Annotated in this window: 23 protein-coding genes; 10 read left to right on the top strand and 13 right to left on the bottom strand. The window is 58.8% G+C overall.

Going from position 1 to position 24,423, the window contains the following annotated elements; translation table 11 throughout:
* Positions 1 to 174: 174 nt before the first annotated feature.
* Positions 175 to 408: a hypothetical protein gene (locus MWR57_RS00960; protein WP_423122909.1), complete on the bottom strand. Its 234-nt coding sequence runs from the start codon at positions 406 to 408 to the stop codon at positions 175 to 177.
* Here MWR57_RS00960 and MWR57_RS00965 point away from each other — a divergent pair, their 5' ends adjacent.
* On the top strand, positions 409 to 1,056 hold the full coding sequence (locus tag MWR57_RS00965) for a glycosyltransferase family 10 domain-containing protein (protein ID WP_423122910.1): 648 nt from the start codon (positions 409 to 411) through the stop codon (positions 1,054 to 1,056).
* On the opposite strand, the gene MWR57_RS00970 is transcribed toward MWR57_RS00965, so the two are convergent.
* The 11 genes from MWR57_RS00970 to rfbA form a co-directional block, all read right to left on the bottom strand.
* Positions 1,019 to 2,161, bottom strand: coding sequence for a glycosyltransferase family 4 protein (locus tag MWR57_RS00970; RefSeq protein WP_423122911.1), 1,143 nt, complete (start codon positions 2,159 to 2,161; stop codon positions 1,019 to 1,021). The genes MWR57_RS00965 and MWR57_RS00970 overlap by 38 nt on opposite strands.
* A gap of 8 nt (positions 2,162 to 2,169) precedes the next feature.
* The gene (locus MWR57_RS00975; protein WP_423122912.1) at positions 2,170 to 3,141 is read right to left on the bottom strand and encodes an O-antigen ligase family protein; all 972 of its coding nucleotides are present in this window, start codon (positions 3,139 to 3,141) and stop codon (positions 2,170 to 2,172) included.
* Between the two features lie 346 nt (positions 3,142 to 3,487).
* Positions 3,488 to 4,579 carry a glycosyltransferase family 9 protein gene (locus MWR57_RS00980; RefSeq protein WP_423122913.1) on the bottom strand — a complete coding sequence of 364 codons (1,092 nt, stop codon included), beginning with the start codon at positions 4,577 to 4,579 and terminating at the stop codon, positions 3,488 to 3,490.
* Between the two features lie 7 nt (positions 4,580 to 4,586).
* Positions 4,587 to 5,498 carry a glycosyltransferase family 2 protein gene (locus MWR57_RS00985; protein ID WP_423122914.1) on the bottom strand — a complete coding sequence of 304 codons (912 nt, stop codon included), beginning with the start codon at positions 5,496 to 5,498 and terminating at the stop codon, positions 4,587 to 4,589.
* Between the two features lie 4 nt (positions 5,499 to 5,502).
* The gene (gene waaC / locus MWR57_RS00990) at positions 5,503 to 6,555 is read right to left on the bottom strand and encodes a lipopolysaccharide heptosyltransferase I (RefSeq protein WP_423122915.1); all 1,053 of its coding nucleotides are present in this window, start codon (positions 6,553 to 6,555) and stop codon (positions 5,503 to 5,505) included.
* Positions 6,556 to 6,565: 10 nt separating this feature from the next.
* Positions 6,566 to 7,342 carry a glycosyltransferase family 2 protein gene (locus tag MWR57_RS00995; RefSeq protein ID WP_423122916.1) on the bottom strand — a complete coding sequence of 259 codons (777 nt, stop codon included), beginning with the start codon at positions 7,340 to 7,342 and terminating at the stop codon, positions 6,566 to 6,568.
* Positions 7,335 to 8,417, bottom strand: a complete 1,083-nt coding sequence (gene rfbB / locus MWR57_RS01000) for a dTDP-glucose 4,6-dehydratase (RefSeq protein ID WP_423122917.1) — start codon at positions 8,415 to 8,417, stop codon at positions 7,335 to 7,337. Before rfbB ends, MWR57_RS00995 begins: the two co-directional genes overlap by 8 nt.
* Positions 8,418 to 8,503: 86 nt before the next feature.
* On the bottom strand, positions 8,504 to 8,875 hold the full coding sequence (locus tag MWR57_RS01005; RefSeq protein ID WP_423122918.1) for a four helix bundle protein: 372 nt from the start codon (positions 8,873 to 8,875) through the stop codon (positions 8,504 to 8,506).
* Between the two features lie 16 nt (positions 8,876 to 8,891).
* On the bottom strand, positions 8,892 to 9,770 hold the full coding sequence (gene rfbD, locus MWR57_RS01010; protein WP_423122919.1) for a dTDP-4-dehydrorhamnose reductase: 879 nt from the start codon (positions 9,768 to 9,770) through the stop codon (positions 8,892 to 8,894).
* Positions 9,767 to 10,312 carry a dTDP-4-dehydrorhamnose 3,5-epimerase gene (gene rfbC / locus MWR57_RS01015; RefSeq protein WP_423122920.1) on the bottom strand — a complete coding sequence of 182 codons (546 nt, stop codon included), beginning with the start codon at positions 10,310 to 10,312 and terminating at the stop codon, positions 9,767 to 9,769. Before rfbC ends, rfbD begins: the two co-directional genes overlap by 4 nt.
* Positions 10,309 to 11,187 carry a glucose-1-phosphate thymidylyltransferase RfbA gene (gene rfbA / locus MWR57_RS01020; protein ID WP_423122921.1) on the bottom strand — a complete coding sequence of 293 codons (879 nt, stop codon included), beginning with the start codon at positions 11,185 to 11,187 and terminating at the stop codon, positions 10,309 to 10,311. Before rfbA ends, rfbC begins: the two co-directional genes overlap by 4 nt.
* 232 nt (positions 11,188 to 11,419) lie before the next feature.
* On the opposite strand from rfbA, the gene MWR57_RS01025 reads away from it, so the two are divergent.
* The 9 genes from MWR57_RS01025 to MWR57_RS01065 all read left to right on the top strand — a co-directional run bounded on the left by MWR57_RS01025 (position 11,420) and on the right by MWR57_RS01065 (position 21,936).
* Positions 11,420 to 11,614: a Trm112 family protein gene (locus MWR57_RS01025; protein WP_423122922.1), complete on the top strand. Its 195-nt coding sequence runs from the start codon at positions 11,420 to 11,422 to the stop codon at positions 11,612 to 11,614.
* Between the two features lie 61 nt (positions 11,615 to 11,675).
* Positions 11,676 to 12,470, top strand: coding sequence for a sugar phosphate isomerase/epimerase family protein (locus MWR57_RS01030; RefSeq protein ID WP_423122923.1), 795 nt, complete (start codon positions 11,676 to 11,678; stop codon positions 12,468 to 12,470).
* A gap of 149 nt (positions 12,471 to 12,619) precedes the next feature.
* Positions 12,620 to 16,165, top strand: a complete 3,546-nt coding sequence (gene dnaE / locus MWR57_RS01035; protein WP_423122924.1) for a DNA polymerase III subunit alpha — start codon at positions 12,620 to 12,622, stop codon at positions 16,163 to 16,165.
* Positions 16,166 to 16,173: 8 nt separating this feature from the next.
* Complete coding sequence (locus MWR57_RS01040; protein WP_423122925.1) at positions 16,174 to 17,322, top strand: SpoIIE family protein phosphatase; 1,149 nt, start codon at positions 16,174 to 16,176, stop codon at positions 17,320 to 17,322.
* Positions 17,323 to 17,359: 37 nt separating this feature from the next.
* Positions 17,360 to 17,833 (top strand): ATP-binding protein, encoded by a 474-nt coding sequence (locus MWR57_RS01045; protein ID WP_423122926.1) that lies wholly within the window; start codon positions 17,360 to 17,362, stop codon positions 17,831 to 17,833.
* A gap of 272 nt (positions 17,834 to 18,105) precedes the next feature.
* A complete protein-coding gene (locus MWR57_RS01050) occupies positions 18,106 to 18,423 on the top strand; it encodes an STAS domain-containing protein (protein WP_423122927.1) in 318 nt (105 codons plus the stop codon).
* Positions 18,424 to 18,468: 45 nt separating this feature from the next.
* Complete coding sequence (locus tag MWR57_RS01055; RefSeq protein WP_423122928.1) at positions 18,469 to 19,905, top strand: methyl-accepting chemotaxis protein; 1,437 nt, start codon at positions 18,469 to 18,471, stop codon at positions 19,903 to 19,905.
* 143 nt (positions 19,906 to 20,048) lie between these two features.
* The gene (locus MWR57_RS01060) at positions 20,049 to 20,630 is read left to right on the top strand and encodes a PhnA domain-containing protein (protein ID WP_423122929.1); all 582 of its coding nucleotides are present in this window, start codon (positions 20,049 to 20,051) and stop codon (positions 20,628 to 20,630) included.
* 208 nt (positions 20,631 to 20,838) lie between these two features.
* A complete protein-coding gene (locus tag MWR57_RS01065) occupies positions 20,839 to 21,936 on the top strand; it encodes a hypothetical protein (RefSeq protein ID WP_423122930.1) in 1,098 nt (365 codons plus the stop codon).
* 105 nt (positions 21,937 to 22,041) lie between these two features.
* Here the strand turns inward: MWR57_RS01065 and MWR57_RS01070 are convergent, their stop codons facing one another.
* The gene (locus tag MWR57_RS01070; protein ID WP_423122931.1) at positions 22,042 to 24,390 is read right to left on the bottom strand and encodes a multicopper oxidase domain-containing protein; all 2,349 of its coding nucleotides are present in this window, start codon (positions 24,388 to 24,390) and stop codon (positions 22,042 to 22,044) included.
* Between the last annotated feature and the right edge of the window lie 33 nt (positions 24,391 to 24,423).

A 24,423-nucleotide genomic window follows, 5' to 3' on the forward strand; every position in this document is an offset into this window, starting at 1 on the left:
CTTGCTGACGTTGTTTAATTCCGAAGCGAGTTCTAGCAAACTGAGCTTCCTTCGTGCTACTTTGTGTTTGGTGGTCATGATGCTCTCCTGTCTTGAGGTTGATGAAGCTTCGCAACTCCATCTTTACCCCAACCAAGGGAGGCATGACCACCTCTTCATAAAAGAGGCTGACTGTCAGGTTATAACCATCTCAATACAGAAGGGATGCCCCATGGGGAATCCGCCTACTGCCCAAAAGAAAACACCATCCTGATCACAGCGGAACCCCCCACTCTCAAGCAGTACCGCCCCGCATTCCTCGACCAATTTGCGACTGTCATCACCTGCCGCGCCGATCTCAACCATCCCGGCATAATCATCGACCAACCCGGGCTCCCCTGGCATGTCGGCCGGCGCCAAAAGGACCATATGAATCTGTCGTGGTCAAAGGATTATGACGAACTCTCGGCCATCACCCAGTATGAAAAAAGAAAAGAACTGTCCGTCATCTCTTCCACCAAGGCCTTCAGTGACGGGCATCGGCTACGCCTTGCCTTTGTCAGCGCCCTGCAAAATCATTTCGGCGACCGCATTGACGTGTTCGGGCGCGGAATCAGGGAGATCGAGGACAAATGGGACGCCCTTGCTCCGTACAGGTATCACATCGCCATTGAAAATTGCGCGGTCAACGACTATTGGACGGAAAAGATCTCCGATCCGTTTCTGGCCGGCTGCCACCCCATCTATTACGGCTGCCCCAATATCGAAAAATATTTCCCCGAAAAATCTCTCACCAGGATCGACCTCCAACAACCGGAACAGGCCATCGCCATCATCGAAGAATGCCTCGCACGCAAGCGCTACGAGGAGTCCCGGCAGAAAATCCAGGAAGCCCGGGATGCCGTGCTGAACCGATACAACCTCTTTCCCATGCTCGCCTCGCACCTTGAGCGGTTGGCGCAACAAGACCGCGGCACGGGCAAACGCGTCAAAATCCACCTGGTGCCGGAAACCTCTGGCACCTTGTGGGATTATTGCCTCAGGGGGGTGCGGACAATATCTCCTCGTAGATGGTGACAACCTTGCCTGCAACCTCATCCCAGGAATGCTCTGCGGCCCGCTGGCGCGCGGCCCTGCCCATCCTTGCCCTGCGCTGCTCATCGCACAACGACATCAAATGGATGCTCACTGTTTCCGCATCCTCCTTGGCGACAATAAAACCATGCTCGCCATCGATTACGATATCCTTGGCCCCAACCTGGGTGCTGATAATGACCGGAAGCGAAGCGGCCATGGCCTCCAGCACGGTCATGCCGAAGGTGTCAAAGCCGGACAGCAAGACACATACCTCCGATGCCGCATATATTTTCTCGATGCCTTCGCGTTGCACCCCGGCAAAAAGAACATCCCCGCCTATCCCGAGGTCAGCCGCGATTTTGCGGTATTTGTCCTGATTTCCCTTCCCCACGACAAGTAGTTTCATCTCCTTGCCCGGCAGTTTGCCCTTTGCCTTGGCAAGCGCGGAAATTGTGGCCTGCAAGCCCTTGAGCGCAAAGTTCATACCCACAAACAACACCAGGAAATCATCGGCCCCTATCCCGAATTTTTTTCGGATCTCCCCCCGTATCTCCGCACGATCCGGCAGGTCAAACCGCGCAAGCTCGATCCCGGGATGGATCACCCGAACCCGATTTCTCTCCACACCAAATTCCCGGTTGAATTTCTCCAAAGCCAGACTGGATACTGGCAACAGAAATCTGCACCGGTGATCGGCGATCAACCGCTGTTCAACCCATGCGGTTACGCGGTCAAAAAGACTCATCCCTTTTTCCCGGACCTCCCGGACCCAGAAACGGTGCGGCACGCCATGCATGGTAAAGATATCGGCATGAAATATCCGGTCATGGGTGTGGATGAGATCGAAATCCTGGCGGGCGATTGCGGCATTGGCAAAAAAAGCAAAACTTATGGTGGTCAGGAAGCGTGGGAATCGGATCATGGGAACAAAATGAAAGGAAACATTGTTTGAAACCGCCTTCCATTTATTGGCAAAAACGTGGACATCATAGCGTGGGTTTTGGGCGATTTTTTCCGTCAAGTGCAAGGCAAACTGCTCGCCGCCGCCCACCAGCCCATATTTCGGGATGACCACTGCGATCTTCTTCACTTCGGCCGGCACCATCACAACTCCTATTCTGCCATTGAAGGCCGACTGTCCCTGTTGCTTCGCCACAATATTGTCCCCATGGCAAAAATCACGCAGAGAACCGACTCGGGATAATGACTAAAAACCGGTTCAAAAAATCCAATTATAAAAAATGACACCCCTGCTGCAATAACAGCGTTCACCCACGAGACAATGTTGTCGCTCGCGCCATTTTTCCGGAACTGCCACAGCATCCGAAAAAAAACGAAGATGACCCCGAGGAAAAAGATGATCCCCGGAATGCCGGTACGCACCGCAATGTCGGTATACATATTGTGGGGATTCAACAAGATCTCCTGCCCCTGAAACCTTTCCGGCAACCTGGCATTGTAGCGTTGCAAATCCAGATCTCCACCAAATGTTTGCATGCCAAAACCGATCCCGGTTACGGGATAATCCTTCACAACCTCCCACACAAGCAGTCCGTGTTTAATTCTCAGATTGTCCGCCATATTGCTTGTAAATCTTCCCCCGGCAGGACTGACAGACAGGATCACCCCAAGCAACAACAAAACTCCGGCGAGAACCTTCTTCCGCGCAGAAAGAACAACCGTCAAGGAAACAACCAAGGCAATCAATACGCTTCGGGTTTGCGCCAGAAAAATTACGGCCAGGGCGGGCAGAATACAGCTTGCGAAAAACATTCTCCCGGGCCACCCCTTTGCCTGGGAGATGTTGTGTATGCTGAAAACAATGGAAACAACGGCGATGATTCCGACCAGATTGGTGGTCACCTCGGTGAAGCTTGCGCCGAATCTCTCGGCAAAAGGGGTGCCGAGCTTTACATAGTAATAGTACAGCCGCCAGACAAAGAGACTTGAAGCGGAAACGATGAGTATCCAGGAGAGAACCGACAATTTTTTCAGTGAACAAAAACCATTCACCAGAATGAAATAGAGGAGAATATATTTCAATAAATGCGCATAGATATCATGCATGCTGTTTGCCGGGTTCACTGCGAAAAAAAGACCCAAAAAACACCAGGCCACAAAAAGAATCCCGGGAACAGCCAGGGGGGTCTGAAAAGAAAATTGTATTTTTCTGAACAGGATCAGCGCAACAACCACGAACACCGACAAATAATAGCATATTTCCTTGATCGTCGTTGTGTGGGGAAAAGGGACCAGAAAAACAAAAATCCCGAGGAGTACCGGAATACTTGCGGCTAAAAAAGAAACAATTTTACTGGAATTATCGGTTGATGCCGCATTCAAATCCATTTCATTCCGCCCTTTCCAGGACCCCTTTTCTTTTGCGTTTATGATGTCCCTGAAAAACAAAGCGGGCACCTAGTGCGAACGATTACAACAACGTATTGCGCAGATGCGACTCGACTCCCGCCCGGACCTCTTCAAGCGTCAATTCTTCCAGACAGGCACTCTTCTCACTGTCATGGCACCCCTTGTTTCGGCACGGGACACACGGCAGGTTTTTCTGGACGATGAGGTGCTGCTTGCCTCTCGGCGCCCAGGATACCGGAGAGGACGGCCCGAATATCCCGACCGTGGGGGTTCCCACCGCCGCTGCGATATGCAGGCCGGCGCTATCAACCCCTATGAACAACCGGCATTGCTGCAACAAGGCCGCATACATGGCGATGGAGGTCTTCCCGGCGAAATTATAGCATCCCGCGCCACAGCCCCGGACAATTTCCTCGGCCCGGTCTTTTTCCGAGATCGAGCCGGTGACAAGCACCGCCGCCCCGTGTTCCTTTACCAGCCCTTGGATAAGGGCGATATATTTTTCCTTGCCCCACTCCTTGTATTGCCAGAGGGAAAACGGCTGCACGGCAACAAGCTTTTTATCCTGGCAAATCCCCTCTCGCTCGAAAAGCAGCCGGATTTCCTCCTGCTTACCCCCAGCAACGGCCAGCGCCGGGGTTCTCTGTCCGGTTGTAATCCCGAAGGCGGCGAGCAATCCGAGGAGATAGTCGACAACATGCAAATCAGGGGTGTATTCCCGCTGCAGAAGACTGGTAAAAAGGCGATTCCGCCACAGCCTGCCATCCCCGGCATAAAAACCGAGCCGCTGGGACGCCCCGGAAAGAAAGGCCATTATGGCCCCGCGCGTTCCGGTTCGCAGGTCAATGGCCAGTTCGCAATGAAGGCTGCGCAGGTTGCGAAAAAAATCGCGCTGAAAGCGAAGTTCTTCCCGAAGCGACCGGGACCGCTTCGTAACCGCGATAACCTGATCAAGCCAGGGACAATCCTCCAACAGCTCGGCAGCCTTGTCCCATACGGCAACCACGATCCTGGCCTGCGGATAATTTTCCCGCAACGCCCTGATGCAGGGGGTAGAGAGGACAACATCGCCGATATCGCCGAGCTGCACAAGCAGAATGCTGCGCGGTGAACCGGTTATCGTTGTCTTGCCTGTGATCAAGGGGATATCCATAAAGGCCTCAGGGGCACCCCCGCACATGCCATGAAAGCAGTTGCAGATACAGCGCCAATCTCCCCCGGATGCCCCCATGCAATCCCAGGGTCATGATCAGGCCAAGCCCGTTCAATAGGACATTGATGAGCAGACGCGTCACAAGCAACAGGCCATGGAACGGCCAGAGGTGAGGAAACCACTTGCGGAGATAGAGATACCGGGCCCGGTAAAACATGATCCTGGCCCGGACATTATGCCCGGCGCTTTGCCCCTGCAAATGGTAAATATGGGCATCAGGGACAAAAATTGATTTCCACCCCCCCCTGTGCATGGCCAGAGCCCAGTCAGTCTCTTCCATGAAGAAAAAATAACGCTCGTCCAGCAGTCCCACCGTATCCATGGCCGCCTTGCGCACCATCAGGCAGGCGCCGATACAGGACTCCACCTCAATGGGCGCCCGATATTCCTGCCTTTTACTGGGAAATCTTCGCGGCCACAGCAACCGCAGTACGGTTTCATTGCAGAGCAGGCCCAACAAACCCGGGAAATTGGCAATGGAGTTCTGCTTGGAGCCGTCCGCGTTGAGCAACTGGCCGCAGGCCATGCCTGCCTCCCCATGGTTTTCCAGGTATGCAAAAAGTTTGGCAATGGCCCCTTCCGTCAATACCGTGTCGGTGTTAAGCAGCAACGCATACTTGCCCTGCATGATCCGCAAGGCCTTGTTGTTTGCGGCGGCAAAGCCGAGGTTTTTCTCGTTTTGGATGATTGTGACCTGGGGGTACTGGGCCTGCACCGCCGCGACGCTGCCATCGCTTGAGGCGTTATCCACCACGAAAACCTCGAAGCGCAGATCCCCGGCCATGGCATACACCGAGGCCAGGCAATCCAGCAGCAACGCCCTGGTGTTCCAGTTCACGATAACAATGGAGATATCCATGCGCTCAGCTCCTGCCTTTAGACACGGCCAGCGCTGCCTGCACTACCTGATCCACGGTGATCTGGGTCATGCAGGCATGACCGCGGTCGCACTGCTTCTTCAGACAGGGGCTGCAGGCAATATCCGCCCGCAGAATCCTGTGCCCCTCACCGAAAGGCCCGGTACGCCAGGGCGCGGTCGGCCCGAACAGGGCAACCACCGGCGCGCCTGTTGCGGCGGCAAGATGCATGGGGCCGGTGTCGGTGGTAATGAGCACAGCCACCCTTTCATAGAGCGCGGCCAAATCTTTGAGCGTTGTCCTGCCGGCCAGGCTCGCGGCTTTGCCGGTCATGGCGCCACGAATCTCTTCGATGCCCCGCACGTCCTGCGGGCCGCCGCTGAAAACAACGGCCATGCCCTTGTCAAGCAGGGCGTCCGCAACCCGGGCAAAACGGTCATTGCGCCAGTGCTTGGTTTCCCAGGTGGTCATGGGGTTGATCGCCACCAGGGGTTTGGCCGGATCGATTCCTTCGGCCGCAAGCAAATGCTCTATTTTTCCCCGCTGTTCATCGGTAACCGGCAGATCAAAGACAATCTCCTCGCTTTCAATACCGATCGCCTTAAGCAGCAGCAACTCCCGGATGGCCGCATGCTGGTCCATGTTCACCGGCGGGATGGGCTCATTGAGAAAGAGGTAGCTGCATTCGGCATGCTCCATCCCCTTGCCGAAGCCGACCTTTCTTGTGGCCCGGGCCAGCCCGACAAAGATTCCGCTTTTCAGCAGCCCCTGGAAGTCGATGAGCAGATCGTACTCCGTCTCCCGCAACTTTTTGACAAAGTCGGCAAACCCTCGGTAGGCTGCCAGCACCCGGCCCTGCTTCAGGTCCCGGATCCACGCCTTGCGCCGTGAGACCAGCACGGTATCAAGGGCCTTATGACCGATAACCAGATCCGCCGCAGCCTCCTCCACCAGCCAGTCGATCCGGGCGTCCGGATACTTGCGGCGCAGGGCATTGAGGGCGGGAAGGGTATGGATGACGTCGCCGATGGCGCTGGTCTTGACAATGAGGATATTCACGGAATCGGCATCAGGACGGCGTGTCTTTTTCTTTTTGCTTGTGCAGCTCGCGCAGCTTGGCATACTTGAAAAATACGTTCATAAAATCGGAAACAGCCATGATAAAACCTTCGCCCCGGTCAAGAAAACCGCCCCGGAGAATATAGCCATGCAGAAAAGCCCAGACGGCCCGCAGCAGCGCCTTGACGACCGAGGCTGTTTCCCCCTGGGCAAACAGCTCGTTGGCTCCGGCGGAAGAATAGTGGTTCACCTTGTCCAGGGTCTGCGCCAGATCTTTGTTGGCGTAATGGATCAGGGGATAACGCAGAGCCCCCACCGGGCCATGCACCTCCAGGGATTCATGCACCGAGCGCTCGGACATCCCGGCGGAATCCTTACGAAACAACCGGACAACCCGGTCCGGCCACCAGCCGGCATGCCTGAGCCAGCGGCCGCAGAAGTAATTTTTGCGGGGAAAGCTGTAGGCGACACAGGTTCCCGCAGCCAACACCTCCCTGATCTCCCACTGCGTCTCTACCCCAACCCGCTCATCGGCATCGAGCACCAGCACCCAATCGTGGCGGCAGCGGTCAATGGCCAACTGCTTTTGGCGGCCAAATCCCTGCCAGGGCTCGACATACACCACGGCGCCGAACTCGCGGGCAATCTCCACCGTTCTGTCCGTGCTGTCCGAATCCACAACGACGACCTCAGCGGCAAAGGCAACGCTGGCCAGACACTCGGGCAGACGGTCCTCCTCGTTCCTGGTGATGATGGCCACGGAGAGCGGCAGTTTGTCACTAGGCATATTGCTTTTCCAGCCAATCCCGGTAGCTGCCGTTCATCACCGCCCGCCACCATGTCTCATTGGCCAAATACCAATCAATGGTCTTCCGGATCCCGGTTTCAAAGGATTCCAGGGGCGCATATTCCAACTCGTTCCGGCTTTTCGCGGCATCGATGGCGTAGCGCCGGTCATGGCCCGGCCTGTCCTTGACAAAGGTGATGAGGGACTCCGCCGTGTGGCCCTGGCAGACCGGAGAGCGCGGAAAACGCTGCCGCAGGCTCTCGGAAGCGGCAAGCCGTTCGTCCACCAAACTACAGACCAGCCGGACGATCTCGATATTGCGCCATTCGTTGTTGCCTCCGATATTGTACACCTCCCCGACCCTGCCCTTGCGCAGAACCAAGTCGATGCCCCGGCAATGGTCCTCCACATAAAGCCAGTCGCGGATGTTCAGGCCGTCGCCGTAAATGGGCAGCGGTTTTGCTTCGAGGAGATTGAGGATAATGAGCGGGATCAGCTTTTCCGGAAATTGGTAGGGGCCATAGTTGTTGGAACAGTTGCTGGTGGTAACTTCCAGCCCGTAGGTGTGGTGATACGCCCGCACCAGATGGTCCGAGGCCGCCTTGCTCGCCGAATAGGGCGAGTTGGGGGCATAGGGTGAAGTTTCGGTAAAGGGCGGCTCCTCCGAGGTGAGCGAGCCGTAGACCTCATCGGTGGAAACGTGATGGAACCGGTGCGGCCGTCCGCCCCCGTCCAGCCAGACCTTTTTCGCGGCCTTGAGCAGGCTGTGGGTCCCGACCACGTTGGTGGTCACGAAGGGGTCCGGGCCGTGGATGGAGCGGTCCACATGGGATTCGGCGGCAAAGTTGACCACGGTGTCAAGCCCTTCTTCTGCCAACAGGGTTTCGACCAGGTCCTGATCCCCGATGTCGCCGTGGACAAAGCGAAAGTTCTCCAGCTCCAGACACCCGGCAAGACTGGCCATATTCCCGGCATAGGTCAGGGCATCGAGCACCACCACCCGGTCCTGCGGATATTGAGCCAGCCAGTAATGGGCAAAATTGGCCCCGATAAAACCGGCCCCGCCGGTGATCAAAAGCGAGTGCTTAGGGGCGAGTGCTGAGTGCTGAGTGCTTAGGGGCGAGTGCTGAGTGCTGAGTACTGAGGGCATGTTTGTTGTGCTTAACTCTTGATTTGATTGACAGTGCGGCGGAGACCGCCGATTATTCTTCCAACTTCTTCCGTCATGTCCGACAATCCACGAAACAGGTCTTCCGTAATATATCCGACATCCAAGGCAACATAAAGATGGGAGCGCACTTCGGCACATGATGCCTTGGCCACAACCAGAAACTGATGAAACTCTGCCCGGCCGGCCCGTTCAAAACCTTCGGCAATATTTGCCATAACCGACACACTCGCCCGGCGGATCTGGTCCCGCAATCCGAAGTCCTTTGCAAACCCACCAGAAGCAGTAACCAGATAGATTTCTCTGGTGAGAACACGAGCCTTTTGCCAAGCAACAATATCCTCAAATCGACCTATCCCCGCCATTCCAGCCCCTCAACACTCAGCACTCGGTTCTCAGCACTGAATACTCATGCAACATCCCCCGCAGGGCAACCCGCCAGTGAGACGGTGTCATCCCCAGAGCTGCCCAGGTCCCGGTCTTGTCCAGCACGCTGTAGGCTGGCCGCTTGGCCGGGGTCGGGTAATCAGCGGTATTGATGGGTAGAACGGGAATCTCCCGGGCAAGCAGCCCGCAACCAAGCCCCTCTTCCTGTATGGCCACGGCAAAATCATACCAACTGGCCACCCCGGCGTCGGTCCAATGGTAGATCCCCTTGGGCTGCACCCGAGACATCTGCCAGAGAGCCTCAGCCAGGCCGCGTGCCCAGGTCGGAGTGCCGACCTGATCCGCCACCACCCCTATGGTTTCCCGCTCCCCCATGAGCCGCAGCATGGTGGTGACAAAATTATTGCCACAAGCGGAATAGAGCCAGGCGGTGCGGACAATGGCCACCCCTTCCGGGTAGGCCGCCAGGGCCAACTGCTCGCCGGCCAGTTTGCTGGCCCCGTAGACCCCCAAGGGATTTGTCCGGTCCGTGGGCAGATAGGGACGGGATTGCGCTCCGTCAAAAACAAAATCCGTGGACACCTGCAGGCAATAGGCGCCCACCGCGCGGGCCGCCTGGGCCAGGTTCGCCGCGCCCTGGCCGTTGACGCCAAAGGCTGCTTCCCGCTCGTTTTCCGCCCGGTCCACTGCGGTATAGGCGGCGGCATTGATGATCACCCGGGGAAGAAAACCGCTCACCTTGGCCGCCACAGCTTCGGCCTCCCGAAGATCCAGCTCAGCGGAACCAAAGGCCAGCAATTCCATGTCGGCCGGTTTGCAGTGCTGCAGTTCCCTGCCCAACTGGCCGCTGCCGCCGACAAGCAACACCCTCATGGGTACAACTCCGCCTTGGTCAGCGATACCCCGGCAAGATCCTTGGGCGAAAGCAGGGGGGGCTGCCCCAGCAACGGCCAGGCGATAGCCAACTCGGAATCATCCCAACGGATGCAACACTCATCTTCCGGGGCATAGAATTCCGTGCACTTGTAGACAAACTCGGCCTCGGGGCTCAACACATAAAAGCCATGGCCAAAACCCGGCGGCACCCAAAGCATCTTCTTGTTTTCCGCGGAAAGAATCTCGCCGACCCATCGGCCGAAAAAAGGGGAGCTTTTCCGCAAATCCACGGCCACGTCAAACACCTCGCCGCTGATCACCCGCACCAGCTTGCCCTGGGGCTTTTTGATCTGGTAATGCAGCCCGCGCAAGGTTCCCTGCACCGACTTGCTGTGGTTGTCCTGGACAAAATTACAATCAAGCCCGGCCGCGGCAAACTTCGCGGCATGCCAGGTCTCCATGAAAAAGCCGCGGGAATCCCCAAAAACCTGGGGTTCGACGAGCAACACCCCGGGTATCTCGGAGGGCACGAACCTCATTGCCCCTGTCCCTCATCGAGAATCTGCAACAGATACTGGCCGTAGCCGTTTTTCTTAAGGGGCTCGGCCAGCCGCGCCAACTGCTTTCCATCGATATACCCCATCCGGAAGGCGATCTCCTCAAGACAGGCGATCTTCAACCCCTGCCGATCTTCCACAACCTTGATAAAGTTGGCCGCATCCAGCAGGGAATTATGGGTGCCGGTGTCAAGCCAGGCCGTGCCCCGGCCCAAAAGTTCGACCTGCAACTGCCCCTTGGCCAGATAAGCGCGGTTGACATCGGTTATCTCAAGCTCCCCCCGGGCCGAAGGTTTGAGATTGCGGGCAATTTCAACCACCTGGCTGTCATAGAAATAGAGGCCGGTCACGGCGTAGCGGGATTTGGGCTTGGCCGGCTTTTCCTCGATATCAAGCACGGTGCGGTCCGGAGCAAAGGAGATCACCCCATAGCGCTCGGGATCACGCACATAGTAGCCGAAAACCATTCCGCCCTTGGGATCGGCCCCTTTATCCAGAAGGGTCTTGGCCAGGCCATGTCCATAGAAGATATTATCCCCAAGAATGAGACAGACCGGCTCGTTGGCAATAAACTTTTCCCCGATCACAAAGGCCTGGGCAATGCCCTCGGGCCTGGGCTGCACCGCATACTCCAGGGTAATGCCCCACTGACGGCCATCGCCCAATAGCTCCATGAACTGCCCCTGATCCTCGGGGGTGGTGATGAGCAAAACCTCCCGAATCCCCGCCAGCATGAGGGTGGACAGGGGGTAATAAATCATGGGCTTGTCATAGACCGGCAACAGTTGCTTGCTCACCGAACGGGTCAACGGATAGAGCCGCGTGCCGGAGCCACCTGCCAGGATTATTCCCTTCACTTTCGCTCTTCTCCCAAGCAAACACCACGCCAACGGAAAGGCTTGCTTTTCTTGGCGGGTCATTTTATCTTCACACAGGATCTGGCCAGCATTATCCAGCCACCTGAAAAGGTCCGATATCCTAGCGCATTTTACAAGAAATAGAAAGTTTTATGAAGAGTGCCGACGCCCGTGTTGTTCGCCGCGAAGAACAACCCCACCCGCCCCGATTACCATCCGCCGGAGCCGTGCCATGATCAGTCAGGAACTGTTAGATATCCTTGCCTGCCCCAAATGCAAGGGAGAGGTAAAGCTCACCGAAACAAAAGACGGCCTGGTCTGCGAGAGCTGCAAGCTTCTCTATGAGATCCGCGAAGATATCCCCATCATGCTCATCGACGAGGCCAAGAAATTAACAGAAAGTGCTGAGCCAGAGACCAGTGCTTAGTTCTGAGTGCTGAGAAAAAAATCCAGCCTCGGCACTCAGAACTCAGAACTCGGCACTAAATATGTACAAACACATCACCTCGCGCTGTTTTATCAATTTTCCCTTTCGTCGGCTCCAGCAGGAGCTGGACGCTGTTCTCGCCCACCGTTTCCAGCCGGAAATCAGCCTGGAAGGCGATACGCTGTACACCGCCACCGAGGCCGAATACCGGGAGGTTGCCGAGGCGCTGGCTCGTGCCGGACTTGGCTGCACCCTGCACGCCCCTTTTTTCGATCTCGCTCCGGGCGGGCTGGACGAAAATATCCTGGCGGCCACCCGCAGCAAGCTGGGCAAGGGTTTTGACCTCATCGAGATATTTCGTCCTGCCGCGGTGGTCTGCCACCTGAACTACGAAGAAAACAAACACGGCTACAAACAGGCTGCCTGGTTCGACACCTCCCTGGCAACCTGGCGGGAACTGCTGGCAAAAGCCGCCGCCCATCAGGTTCCGCTGATGCTGGAAAACACCTATGAAACCGGGCCCAAGCAGCATATACAAATGCTCGCCGCCCTGGACTCGCCCTTTGCCAGGTTCTGCCTCGACGTGGGCCATGTCGCCGCCTTTGCCAAGAACACCTGGCAGGACTGGCTGCCCGCCCTGACTCCCTGGCTCGGCCACATCCATCTGCACGACAACCATGGCGACCGGGATGCGCACCTTGCTCCGGGCCGCGGGAGTTTTGATTTTTCCGGCCTGTTCGGCTATCTTAAGGCGCAGCGGCTGCAGCCCCTGGTCACCCTGGAGCCCCACAGCGAGGATGACCTGTGGGAAAGCCTGGCCGCCCTGGACCGGATGCAGTTTTTTGACGCAAAATAAACCCTGAACGCCCCCTTCGACAGGCTCAGGGCGAACGGAAATTATGTCTGAATCATTGCCTTTTTCCGTCGCCGTTAACACTGCGCGTGGTGAGCCTGTCGAACCACACATTAAACTTTTGCAATAATCTCATTTACCTGGAACTCCCCATGCCGGAAACCCCGCCAGCCAATTTCGTCCACCTCCATGTCCACACCCAGTACAGCCTGCTCGACGGGGCCATCCGGGTCGGCGACCTGCTGGCCAAGTGCAAGGAATACGGGATGGACGCCGTGGCCATCACCGACCACGGCTCCATGTTCGGCGCCTTGGAGTTCTACGTCCAGGCCAAAAAGGCCGGGATCAAGCCCATCATCGGCTGCGAGTTCTATGTCTCCCCCAGCCACCGCTTCGACAAATCCGCAAAAAGCGCGGGCAAGGCCGCCTTCCACCTCGTGCTCCTGGCCATGAACAACACCGGCTACCAGAACCTGCTCAAGCTGGCCAGCCTGGCCCAGTTGGAAGGGTTCCACTACAAGCCGCGCATCGATCTGGAGGTGCTGGAGGCCCATGCCGAAGGGCTCATCGCCCTCACCGCCTGTCTGCACGGCGGCATTCCCATGCGCATCACCGCCGGCGACATGGAAGGCGCCCGGGAAGAGGCGCGTCGACTCATGGGTCTGTTCGGCGACCGTCTGTATCTGGAGATGCAGGAAAACAATATCCCGGAACAAACGATAGTCAACCAGGGGCTCAAGGAACTTTCCAAGGAGCTGGGCATCCCGCTCATCGCCACCAACGACTGCCACTACCTCAACCGGGAAGAGGCCCAGGCCCACGAGGTGCTGCTCTGCATCCAGACCGGCAAAACCATGCACGATGCCAGCCGCTTCCGCTTCTCCACGGACGAGCTTTTTTTCAAATCACCCGACGAGATGAAGAGGGGGTTTGCCCATTCGCCCGAGGCCATCGCCGAGACGGTCCGCTTGGCTGCGCGCTGCAATGTCGAGCTGACCTTTGGCGAGTCCCATTTTCCCATCTTCCCGGTACCCGAGGGCGACAGCCTTGACTCCCTGTTCGAAAAGGCCGCCCTGGCCGGGCTCGAAGATCGGTTCAGCGACATGCGGGAGATCGATCAACTCACCCCGGAGATTGAAAAGACCTACCGCGACCGGCTGACCCACGAAATCGACGTCATCATCAAGATGGGCTTTCCCGGCTATTTTCTCATTGTGGCCGATTTCATCAACTGGGCCAAGGACCATGAGATTCCGGTGGGCCCGGGCCGCGGCTCCGGCGCGGGCAGCCTTGCCGCCTATTCCATGCGGATCACCGACATCGACCCCATCCCCTACGGCCTGATCTTCGAGCGGTTTTTGAACATCGAGCGCAAGTCCATGCCCGACTTTGACGTGGATTTCTGCCAGGAGCGCCGCGGCGAGGTCATCGAATACGTGCAGCAACGCTACGGCGGCGAGGCGCATGTGGCCCAGATCGTCACCTACGGCTCCATGAAGGCCCGGGCCGTAATCCGCGACGTGGGCCGGGCCCTGGGCGTGGCCTACGGCGACGTGGACCGCATCGCCAAGCTCATCCCGGAAGAGCTGAAAATCACGATCAAGAAGGCCATCGAGGCCGAACCCCGCCTCCAGGAGCTGATAAAACGCGACCCCCAGGTGGAGGAACTCCTGCGCATCGCCCAGACCCTGGAAGGCCTCAACCGGCACACCTCCATCCATGCCGCAGGGGTGGTCATCTCGCCCAGGCCCATGGTGGAATACCTGCCGGTTTGCAAGGGACCCAAGGGCGAGGTCTTGACCCAGTACGACATGATCCACACCGAGATGACCGGGTTGATCAAATTCGATTTTCTGGGCCTCAAGACCCTCACCGTCATCGACCGGGCCCTCAAGCTGATCGCCGCGGATATCGGGCATAAGCCGGACATCAACCGCATCCCCCTGGACGACACCAAGACCTACGACCTGCTGGCCAAGGGCGACGCCCTGGGGGTGTTCCAGTTGGAAAGCTCCGGCATGCGCGGGTTGCTGATGAAGATGAAGCCCGAGGTCTTTTCCGACCTCATCGCCCTGGTGGCCCTCTACCGGCCCGGCCCGCTGGAATCCGGCATGGTGGATCAGTTTGTCGATACCAAGCACGGCCGGATGCAGGCCATTTATCCGCTGCCGCAGTTGGAACCGATCCTGAAAGAGACCTACGGGGTCATCGTCTATCAGGAACAGGTCATGAAGATCGCCAATGTCCTGGCCGGCTACTCCCTGGGCGATGCCGACAACCTCCGGAGGGCCATGGGCAAGAAAAAGGCCGAGGTCATGGAGGCGGAGAAGGAAAAATTCCTGGCCGGGGCCAAGAAGAACAATATCCCCGCGGACAAGGCCGAGTATGTTTTCGACCTGATGGCCAAGTTTGCGGGCTACGGCTTCAACAAGAGCCACAGCGCGGCCTACGCCCTGATCGCCTACCAGACCGCCTGGCTCAAGGCGCACTACCCGGCCCAGTTCATGGCCGCCCTGCTCTCCTGCGACGTGGGCAACACCGACAAGGTGGTGCGCTACATCACCGAGGCGCGAGACATGGATATCGAGGTGCTGCCGCCGGACATCAACGAGTCGGACAAGGACTTTGCCGTGGTCAACGACCGCATCCGCTTCGGCTTGGCTGCGGTCAAGAACGTGGGCGGCGCGGCCCTGGATTCGATCATGGAGGTGCGGGCAGCGGACGGACCTTACGGCGGGCTGGAGGATTTCTGCGACCGGGTCGATTCCCGCAAGGTGAACCGGCGGGTCATCGAAAGCCTAATCAAGGCCGGGGCCTTCGATTCCTTGGGGGCCAAGCGCTCCCAGCTCTTCGCCATCTTGGACATGGCCATGGAGCAGGCGCAATCCGCCCAGCGGGATCGGTTAAGCGGCCAGATCTCGCTGTTCGCCGCCATGCCCCAGGCCCAAGGGAGCAAGGCCAATTCCATCGACCTGCCCAACATCCAGGAATGGACCGAGAAAGAACGGCTCGGTTTTGAAAAAGAAACCGTGGGCTTCTACCTCACCGGCCATCCATTGGACAACTTCCACCAAGAAATCATGGCCGTGGCCGACACCGACCTCACCGGCCTGGGCGACTGGGGCGACAACCAACCGGTGCGCGTGGGCGGGTTGGTGCGGGAATACAAGGACCACCGCAGCAAGAAGGGCGACCGCATGGCCTTCATCGTGCTCGAAGACCGGGCCGGGGCCACCGAGGTGGTCGTGTTCCCCGAGGCCTTTGCCAAATCCGGCCATCTCCTCACCTCCGACGAACCGCTCATCGTCCTGGGCACGGTCAAGCAGGAGGAACAGGGCGCCAAGATCATCGCCGAATCCGTGGACAGCTTAAGCGAGGCCCGGAGCAAATACACCAACGGCGCCCGCATCCTGCTTAAATCAGAGCAGGTGAACAGACAGAGGCTGGAAAGCCTGAAAACCAAGGTGCGCGAATTCCACGGCACCTGCCCGGTTTCCCTGACCCTGCATTTTGCCGGCCGGGGCGAGGTGGATATCGAGCCGCCCTCGGATTTCACCGTCCGGCCGTGCAAGGAATTCGATGCGGCCGTGGAAGGATTGCTGGGCTATGCGGCGGTGATGTATCTGAAAACCAAGGCGGAGATCCAGCCCCGGAACGGGGGCAAGGGCGGGCGCTGGCGGCAGAATGGGCAGGGGTGAGATGACGCATGGATGACCGGAACATACAACCGTACCCTCCCCTGCACACTCTTCCCTACACCGCGGACCAGATCCTGGCCGGCATCAGCCACGGCGTCTATGTCACGGACTTGGCGCGGCGAATCGTCTACTGGAACGAAGCCGCGGAAAAAATCACCGGCTGGAGGGCTTCGGAGGTCCTGGGCAGATCATGCAAGGACAACATCCTCCGCCATACGGACAAGGAAGGCAAGGAGTTGTGCGGCAAGGAATCCTGCCCCCTGTACCGGGCCATGATCACCGGCGCCGGTTCGACCTCCCCCTCCCTGGTGTTCGCCCAAAAAAAAGAAGGCGGCCGCTTGCCGGTGCAGGTCAGCGTCTCGCCCATCTGCAACGAACAGGGCACGGTCATCGGCGGGGTGGAGGTTTTTCAGGATCTTTCCCACCGGATGCGGGACCTGGAAAGGGCCCGGCAGATCCAGGCGTTGTCCATGGCCATGCCGGCCAACGACGACCCGCGCCTGCGCTGGGCTTTCCATTATGCTCCCCATGACATCGTCGGCGGTGATTATTCCACGGTGGAACGACTGGATCAAAACCGCTATGCCTTCCTGCTCGCCGATGTCATGGGGCACGGGGTGGCGGCAGCCCTGTACGCCATGCACCTGCACTCGCTGTGGGAAAGCAACCGCCGCTTGCTGGACCGGCCGGCCACGTTCATGACCGCCGTGAATCGCAATCTCTGCCAGTTGGTCCGGGACGGAGAGTCCTTTGCCACCTGCCTTTTCGGCCTCATCGATCTGGAAGCCCGAACCGTGGCCCTTTGCGGGGCAGGCAGCCCGCCTCTCCTGCTGACGCGGGGAAAAGAAACCCAGCCGATCCAGATGGCTGGACTGCCGCTGGGCATGATGCCGGAAACCCAATACAAAGCGAGCCTCATCCCCTTTTGCCACGACGACGGCCTGCTCTTTTTCAGCGACGGCGCCATCGAAATCGCCGACGCCCGCGGCAACATGCTTGGCAGCGATGGACTGGCTGCATTGGTGAGTAGACAGGGCTTCCCGGACACCGACCAGAAGATGCAGCATCTTATCGAAAAAATGCTGCTTTTTTCCAATGACATCCGCTTCCCGGACGACCTGACCATGCTGGGTGTCCGGTTTCAGACCGAGGTGTAACCCGTTTCTCCCAGTCACACTCTTCCCTGGATCGAGCATGACTCCAACACAGAAAACACCCCCCGCCCCGCCTCTCCTCGGCCGGGAGCATTCAATCCGCACGGCGGACAACGGCGAGATCGACCGGTTTGTAGCCGAGGTCTATGCCACGATGGAACCCGCGCTCATACAGCACCATTTCATCAATCCGGAATTCCGCATTAACCTGGCGCTGCACGAGGCCGTAATCAATGCCTGGCGCCACGGCAACCGAAAAGACCCGGGCAAAACCGTCACTGTCCGCTGGCGCGTCAAGGAACATCTTGTCCTTGAGGTGATGGACCAAGGTGCGGGCTTCGATTTCCAGGCACTCAAAGATCCGCGGACCGACGAAAATATTCGCAGATCCAACGGCCGGGGCATCGCCATCATTATTCACCTGGCGGATCATGTCTCCTGGCAGGACCAGGGACGTCACCTGATCGCTTCTTTCCGCAGTATTTCGATCCGGGAGAAGAAAAAACCAGCCTGACGATTTCCCAACAAGCCCGAACAAATTTCTCCCCGCGAAATTGCCGGATCGGCTCGTGCAAAGATAGCAATGGAGGGAAAGAGAATTCTTCACAAATAGCGGAGTTTGTGGTTCACTAGCAGGATGATGAAAAAAGCCGTCCCGGCTTTTTTCATCATCCTGCTAGATCGTATTGCGCAACAGTTTTCCTGGTCTTTTTTGCGACCAGCAATTTTTGCTATTTTTTGTTCCCCTTGTCCCCAGCGAGGACTTGCCGGAACGGAGGAAAAATCATGACCATGACCTGCGAAACCGCAACCCAAGGAGAAACCGCGTCCCTCACCTTGTCGGGAACCATCGACGAAGAGGGCGCTGCGACTCTCAAACAGCAGTTCAACACCCTCCCCCACTCCCAACTCAAGGAATTGGTCGTCGATCTGGCCGGCGTCAGCCGCATCGGCAGTTCCGGCATCGGCAAGCTGCTCCTTTTCTACAAGCACATGGCGGCCCATGGGGGAACAATCCGCCTGACCAGAGTCCCTCAGCCCATCCATGATCTTTTCACGGAGTTGCGGCTGGACACCCTCTTTTCCATGAGTACCGGCCGCTGAACAGGCCGGACACGGAAACAGCATCCCGCCACAGAGGAGAAAAGCATGGGCTGGAACAATCTGAGCGTCAACCAGAAAATCACCATCGGCTTCGGCTGCATTCTGGCGCTATTCGTGGTCACCGGAGTGGTTACCTATCTGGGAGTCAACCGCATCATCACCGGGGCGGAAGAAGTTATCAGCAGCAACCAACTGGACGGAATCCTGGCCCAGCGCGAGGTGGACCATCTCAACTGGGTCAATCAGGTCAACGCCTTGATCGTCGATGACCGCGTCACCACCCTGAAGGCGGAAACCGACGACCACAAATGCGGTTTCGGCGCCTGGCTTTACGGCGAGGGCCGCAAACAGGCAGAAAAACAGTTTCCGGCCCTGGCGCCGATCCTGTTGAGCATCGAAAAACCGCACCGCGACCTGCATCAGACCGCCGTGGCCATCAAGGAACAGTTCCGGCCCGAGGACCGCACCGCAGCCAAGGAAATCTTTCTCGCCCAGACCCTGCCGGCCCTGAGCGAGGTGCAGCGCCTGCTCAAGGAAATCAGGAGCACAACCAAGGAGAACGTGCTCACCGATGAAGCCATGCTCGCCGCCGCCACCGCCACCAAGTACAGCGTTGCCGCCCTCACCATTGCTTCGGTATGCGTGGGCATGTTTCTCTCCTTTCTCACCGCTTCCGGGCTGAGTCGGCTTCTTTCCCGCATCACCGAGACCATCCGCGACAACTCCCACCAGGTGGCGGAAGCCGCGGCCAAGATCTCCCACACCAGCAATACTCTGGCCGAAGACGCCTCGGAACAGGCGGCGGTGGCGGAAGAGACCGCCGCGGCCCTGACTTCGATGAGCGAAGTAGGCCAACAAACAGCGGCACTGACCGCTGGCAGCGAAAAACTGATGAATGAAAATATCGAGAAATCCGGCCAGTCTCTCCGCGCCCTGGTGGATCTCACCCACAACATGGGGTTGATCGAGCAGGACAGCGACAAGATCGGCCATATCATCACCACCATCGGCTCCATCGCTTTCCAGACCAACCTGCTGGCCCTGAACGCAGCGGTGGAAGCAGCCAGGGCCGGCGAGGCCGGAGCCGGTTTCGCGGTGGTGGCCGATGAGGTCAAAAACCTGGCCATGCGCACGGCCACGGCAGCCAAGGACACCCAGCATCTGCTGGAAGGCACCGTGCAGCGCATCATCCAGAGCACCAACGCCCTGAAAAACGTGAACAACGATTTCGAGGGTATTATCGAGTCCGCCACGGGAATCGGCGACAAAAACACCGCCATCACCAAGGCCACCCAAAATCTGGCCGAGCAGATCCGGCAAATGCAGGAGGCAACCAGCTCCTTGAGCAACGCCACCCAACGGGTTGCCGCGTCCTCCGAAGAGTCAACCACTGCCTCGGGGGAGTTGTCCGCCCAGGCCGACGAGCTGGAAGCGGTGGTCAACGAGCTGACCAGGGTGGTACAGGGCGGCAGCGCGCCTTAGCAGGAGGGTGTGCCACCCCCTGTTTTCGGCTTCCGCACCCCCTGGACGTAAGACATCGACGCAGCATACCCCCCATGCCATGCTCCGTTGCTTCCGGCTTGTTCGACCCAATCTCCCCATCCACCTTTGAGGTACCCCAACCAATGGATACGCAAAAAACACTACAGGCCCGGAGCGAATCCCTTTGTGAATTATGCGGCGCCGCAGAGAGCCTTGGGGTGTTTGAAGTGCCTCCCAGCTCAAACGGCAGTGCGGACCAATGCGTGCTTCTCTGCGCAACCTGCCGCGCACAGCTCGAAAATCCGGAACAGGTTGACGTACATCACTGGCGCTGCCTGAACGAAAGCATGTGGAGCCAGGTGCCCGCGGTGCAGGTAATGGCCTGGCGAATGCTCAAGCGCTTGAGCGGTGAAGGCTGGGCGCAGGACCTGCTCGACATGCTCTTTCTGGATGAAGCAACCCAGGCCTGGGCGCAAGCAACGGGCGAAGGGGAAAGCAAGGAAGCAGCAGTCCGGCATCTCGACAGCAACGGCATCCTGCTTGCCACAGGGGACACGGTCACACTGATCAAGGATTTGGATGTCAAAGGGGCCAACTTTACGGCCAAACGCGGCACTGTTGTGCGGGGCATCTCATTGGTGGCGGATAACCCCGAGCAGATCGAGGCGCGGGTGAATGGCCAGAGGATTGTGCTACTGACCCAGTTTGTGAAGAAGGCCAACTAAGAGCTTGTCCGTAAATAATCTTTTCAGGGATCGCGCCGGATTTTGCGAGGGATGTGGCAGGGACGATCGACGGTAAGGCCATATTCCTGGCCGCTATTGACGCCACCTGCATTTCTGCTTATTCATACTATAGAGATTCGAAAGAGCATCAGCCACATGCGTCTGCTCCGCGAAAAGGGGCAACACCCCACGGAGATGAAAAAAAGACATGGCGATTGACGACATCAACACCACCAATCCCGTTCTGCCTGCGGCCCTGCAAGGCCGCACCCAGACCTCTGTCCCCCTTGCCACTTCCCCGCTGAACATCGTGAAAAATCCTGTTGCCGTGGCGACCGCGGCGACTCAAAACTTGACCGCTGCCCAACAAGCGGCCTTGCTGGGCAGCGAGGCACTGCGGACCTTGACTCTTGAGCCGACCTCCCCGGCCGAACCACTCCTGGCGACGGGGACGACTACCGGAATAACCACGGTGACGGAATCTGAAGGATTAAGCCCTGCCCAGCAAGCAGCCTTGGCAGTGAACGAAACGGTGCAAACCGCGATTGAGAGCCAAAACCTGACCCCAGCCCAACAGGCCGCGTTGACGGTTAATCAAGCGACGCAAACCCTGACCGCCCCGCTGACCCCCGCGGAAACCGCGACTACAGCCGGGATCGCCGGGCAAACTCCGTCCCCTGCCCCGGGGAGTGCAGTGGTGGCGACCGGGACAGCAACGGCTGCGGTGGCAACAGAAGCTGTTCCTGCCACCGCAGCAGCCACACCAACGGCGACTGCCGCCTCCGTTGCGGAAGCCACCGTTGCAGGCCAAGGGCTCAACCTCGCCCAGCCGCCGGCAACCCGGGATATTCCGTATAAAAATGCATTCGCGGTGTATGAACTCAAAAATCCAACCCCTCCCCCCACTGACCCGGAACCGATACGAAAAGACCTCCAACCACCGCTGCCCATCGGCAGGGTGCGGCGCGTTGATCCACTGGTTCTCAGGCAGGAGTGGGAAAAGAGAAAAAAAACCAAGCGCAAGGAATCCGGGGTTCGGGAAGAACTTCCACCCCGGCCGCCACTGGCGGAAAAATCCATCCACGATTTGATACAACAGACCAATGAAGATCTGAATGCCAGCGGGGTGCCCGTGCAATTGGTCCTTGCCAAGACCGAAGAAGGCTTTGCCTTGGACATCTATGACTGTTCAGACGATGCGGTGTGTACAGTGACGCAGGAGGTTCCCCTGGACCTCGACAATCTCTTGACCATCCTGGACAATCTTGAGCATGAGGCGGGGATTATTATCAATATTAAAACCTGATGCACAACAGGGCCACATCCCGCCATGGTGTCCCCGCGCATCCCTTGCGCCGCGCATCACGCACACTGAAAATCCTCCCCCGTTTTCTCCCTGCCGATACTGCCATCAGAACCGCAGTTCCAGGCCCACTCCCCACTGATACGCCGAATGCCAGCGGCCCACCAAGGAAAGCGGCTGATTGATCAGGTAGGCGAGGCCGACACTCCCTTCCCATTTTTCGTGGGTGTCGTACTCCGCCTCACCCGTCAGCTTCAGACGCGGGGTCAGGGGGAGATTTTTTTCAAGACTGACCCGAGCCCCGCCGTCCACATCGAGCCAGGCCCGCGACTCCACCATGAGCGGCAGCAGTGCGCTGATTCCGGCCACGCCGCGATGGTGCTCGATTTCATCCCGCTCGCCAAGGAGATCGAGGCCGACAAAGAGGGCAAAAAAGGTGTTCAACGGACGCTCCCAGGTGAGAAGCGTCTCCCATTCGGTCTCCTCCACCCGCTCCCATCCCGCCTCCCACGATGCGCTGAAAATCTGGTGCCGGTCGGCGAGGGTGAGACCGCCCTCGGTCATGGTGTTGAGCAGCGCAGCCTCACCCCAGGCGAACCAGGTATTCTGGTGCAGCTTGGCCCGGCCGGCCAGCAATGCCGGATCGGCGGCAAAATCCTCGTAGTGAACGATCCGCGCCATACCGCTTTCCATATGGTAGAGCAAGTGGCAGTGGAAGAGCCAGTCGCCGGGCTCGTCGGTATAGAATTCAATGACCGTGGTGGCCATCGGCGCCACATCCACGGTGTGCTTGAGCGGCGCCCGTTCATCCTCCCTGCCGCTCAACACCCGGAAGAAGTGGCCGTGCAGGTGCATGGGATGGTGCATCATGGTGCGGTTGATCATGATGAAGCGGGTCACCTCGCCGCCCCGGATGGTGATGGTGTCGTCCGGGGCGAGGGCGGCATTGTTCATCTCCCAGACATAGCGTTCCATGTCGCCGTCCAGGGTGAGACGGATCTCGCGGACGGGCTTGTCCTGCGCGAAGGCGGTGGGCTTAGTGGCGCGAAGCCGCTCGTAGGGCGGCCAAGGACGGGCGGGGGCCATGCCATCCATGGCCAGGTCCGGGGCACCGGCGGCATCGGCGCCGAGCAGGGTGAAGTCGGCCGCGCCCTTCTTGCCGTTGGGGTCCATCACGGATAGCGGCGGCGGCATCCCATGGCCGCCGTGGCCGTGCGCCATGGCCGGCGCGGGCGGTCCTGCATGCATGGCTCCGTGATCCGGCTCGCTGGCCGGCGTGGCAGACGAATGGTCCATGGCTCCGTGATTCGGGGTGTCAGCCATGGTTGCCATGTCATGCATGCTCATCATGCCGGGCTGATCGAAGCGACCGGCTGCCACCGCCTCATCAGCCATGCCCATCCCCCCGGCCGGGGTGAAGGCGAACACCTCCTTGAGGCCGAGATGGCCCATGGTCTGATACAGGTTCGGCCTGGGCACGTCCGGCGCCGGGCGGAGCGAGCCTTCGCCGAGCCAGACCGAGGCGAAGCCCGAGCCGTCGTGGGCCGTGGCCCGGAACTCGTAGGCTCCGCCGGCCGGGACCTTGATCAGCACATCGTAGGTTTCAGCCACGGCCATGAGCAGCCGCTGCTCGCTCAGCGGCTCCACCTCCTGGCCGTCGGCCGCGACAATGGTCATCGGCCCCCCGGCGAATTCGAGGTGGAAATAGGTGGTGGCAGAGCCGTTCACCAGCCGCAGCCGTAGCGTCTGATCCGGCGCGGCAGGCAACACTATTTCCTGCTGGCCGTTGGCCAGGAATCGGTCGTAGGCCACATCGGCGATATCCATGGGCGGCATGCGCTGGAGTTCGCGCTTCAGAAAATCCCCCAGCATGCCGAGTCGCGCTGCGCCCAGCAAGCTCTGGCCGCTGCCCTTGGCCACCGCGAACCAGTCGCTGCCGCGTTTCAGGGTACGCAACACCGCATGGGGATCTTCGTCGGTCCAGTCGGAAAAAAGAATCACCTGTTCCGGAACCTCTTGGGCAATGCTCCCGCGCGGGGAGATGACGATGGCGCCGTAGACGCCGCGCTGCTCCTGAAGACCGGAGTGGGAATGGTACCAGTAGGTGCCGCTTTGGCGGAGGGGGAATTCGTAGGTAAAGGTGGCGCCGGGCTCAATGGGCGGGAAACTGACATAGGGCACGCCGTCCATGCCCGGCGGCACCAGCAGGCCGTGCCAGTGGATCGAGGTCTCGGTCGCCATACCGTTATGGACCCGGATGCGGGCAAGGTCGCCCTCGGTGAAGCGCAGGAGCGGACCGGGAATGGTGGTGTTGATGGTCATGGCCGTAGTCGGGTGTCCGGTGAGGTTGACCTCCTGTTCGGCAATGACGAGGTCGTATTCGACGGTGGCGGCAAAAAGCGGCGGAGCGGCAATGAGCCCCAGCAACACCAGGAGCGCGGCAAGAGAGAATCGCATGGCGTACCTCCATATGGTTCGTGTTTCTTGTCA

The sequence above is a fragment of the Hydrosulfovibrio ferrireducens genome, assembly GCF_046883345.1.
GTDB lineage: Bacteria > Desulfobacterota > Desulfobulbia > Desulfobulbales > Desulfurivibrionaceae > Thiovibrio > Thiovibrio ferrireducens.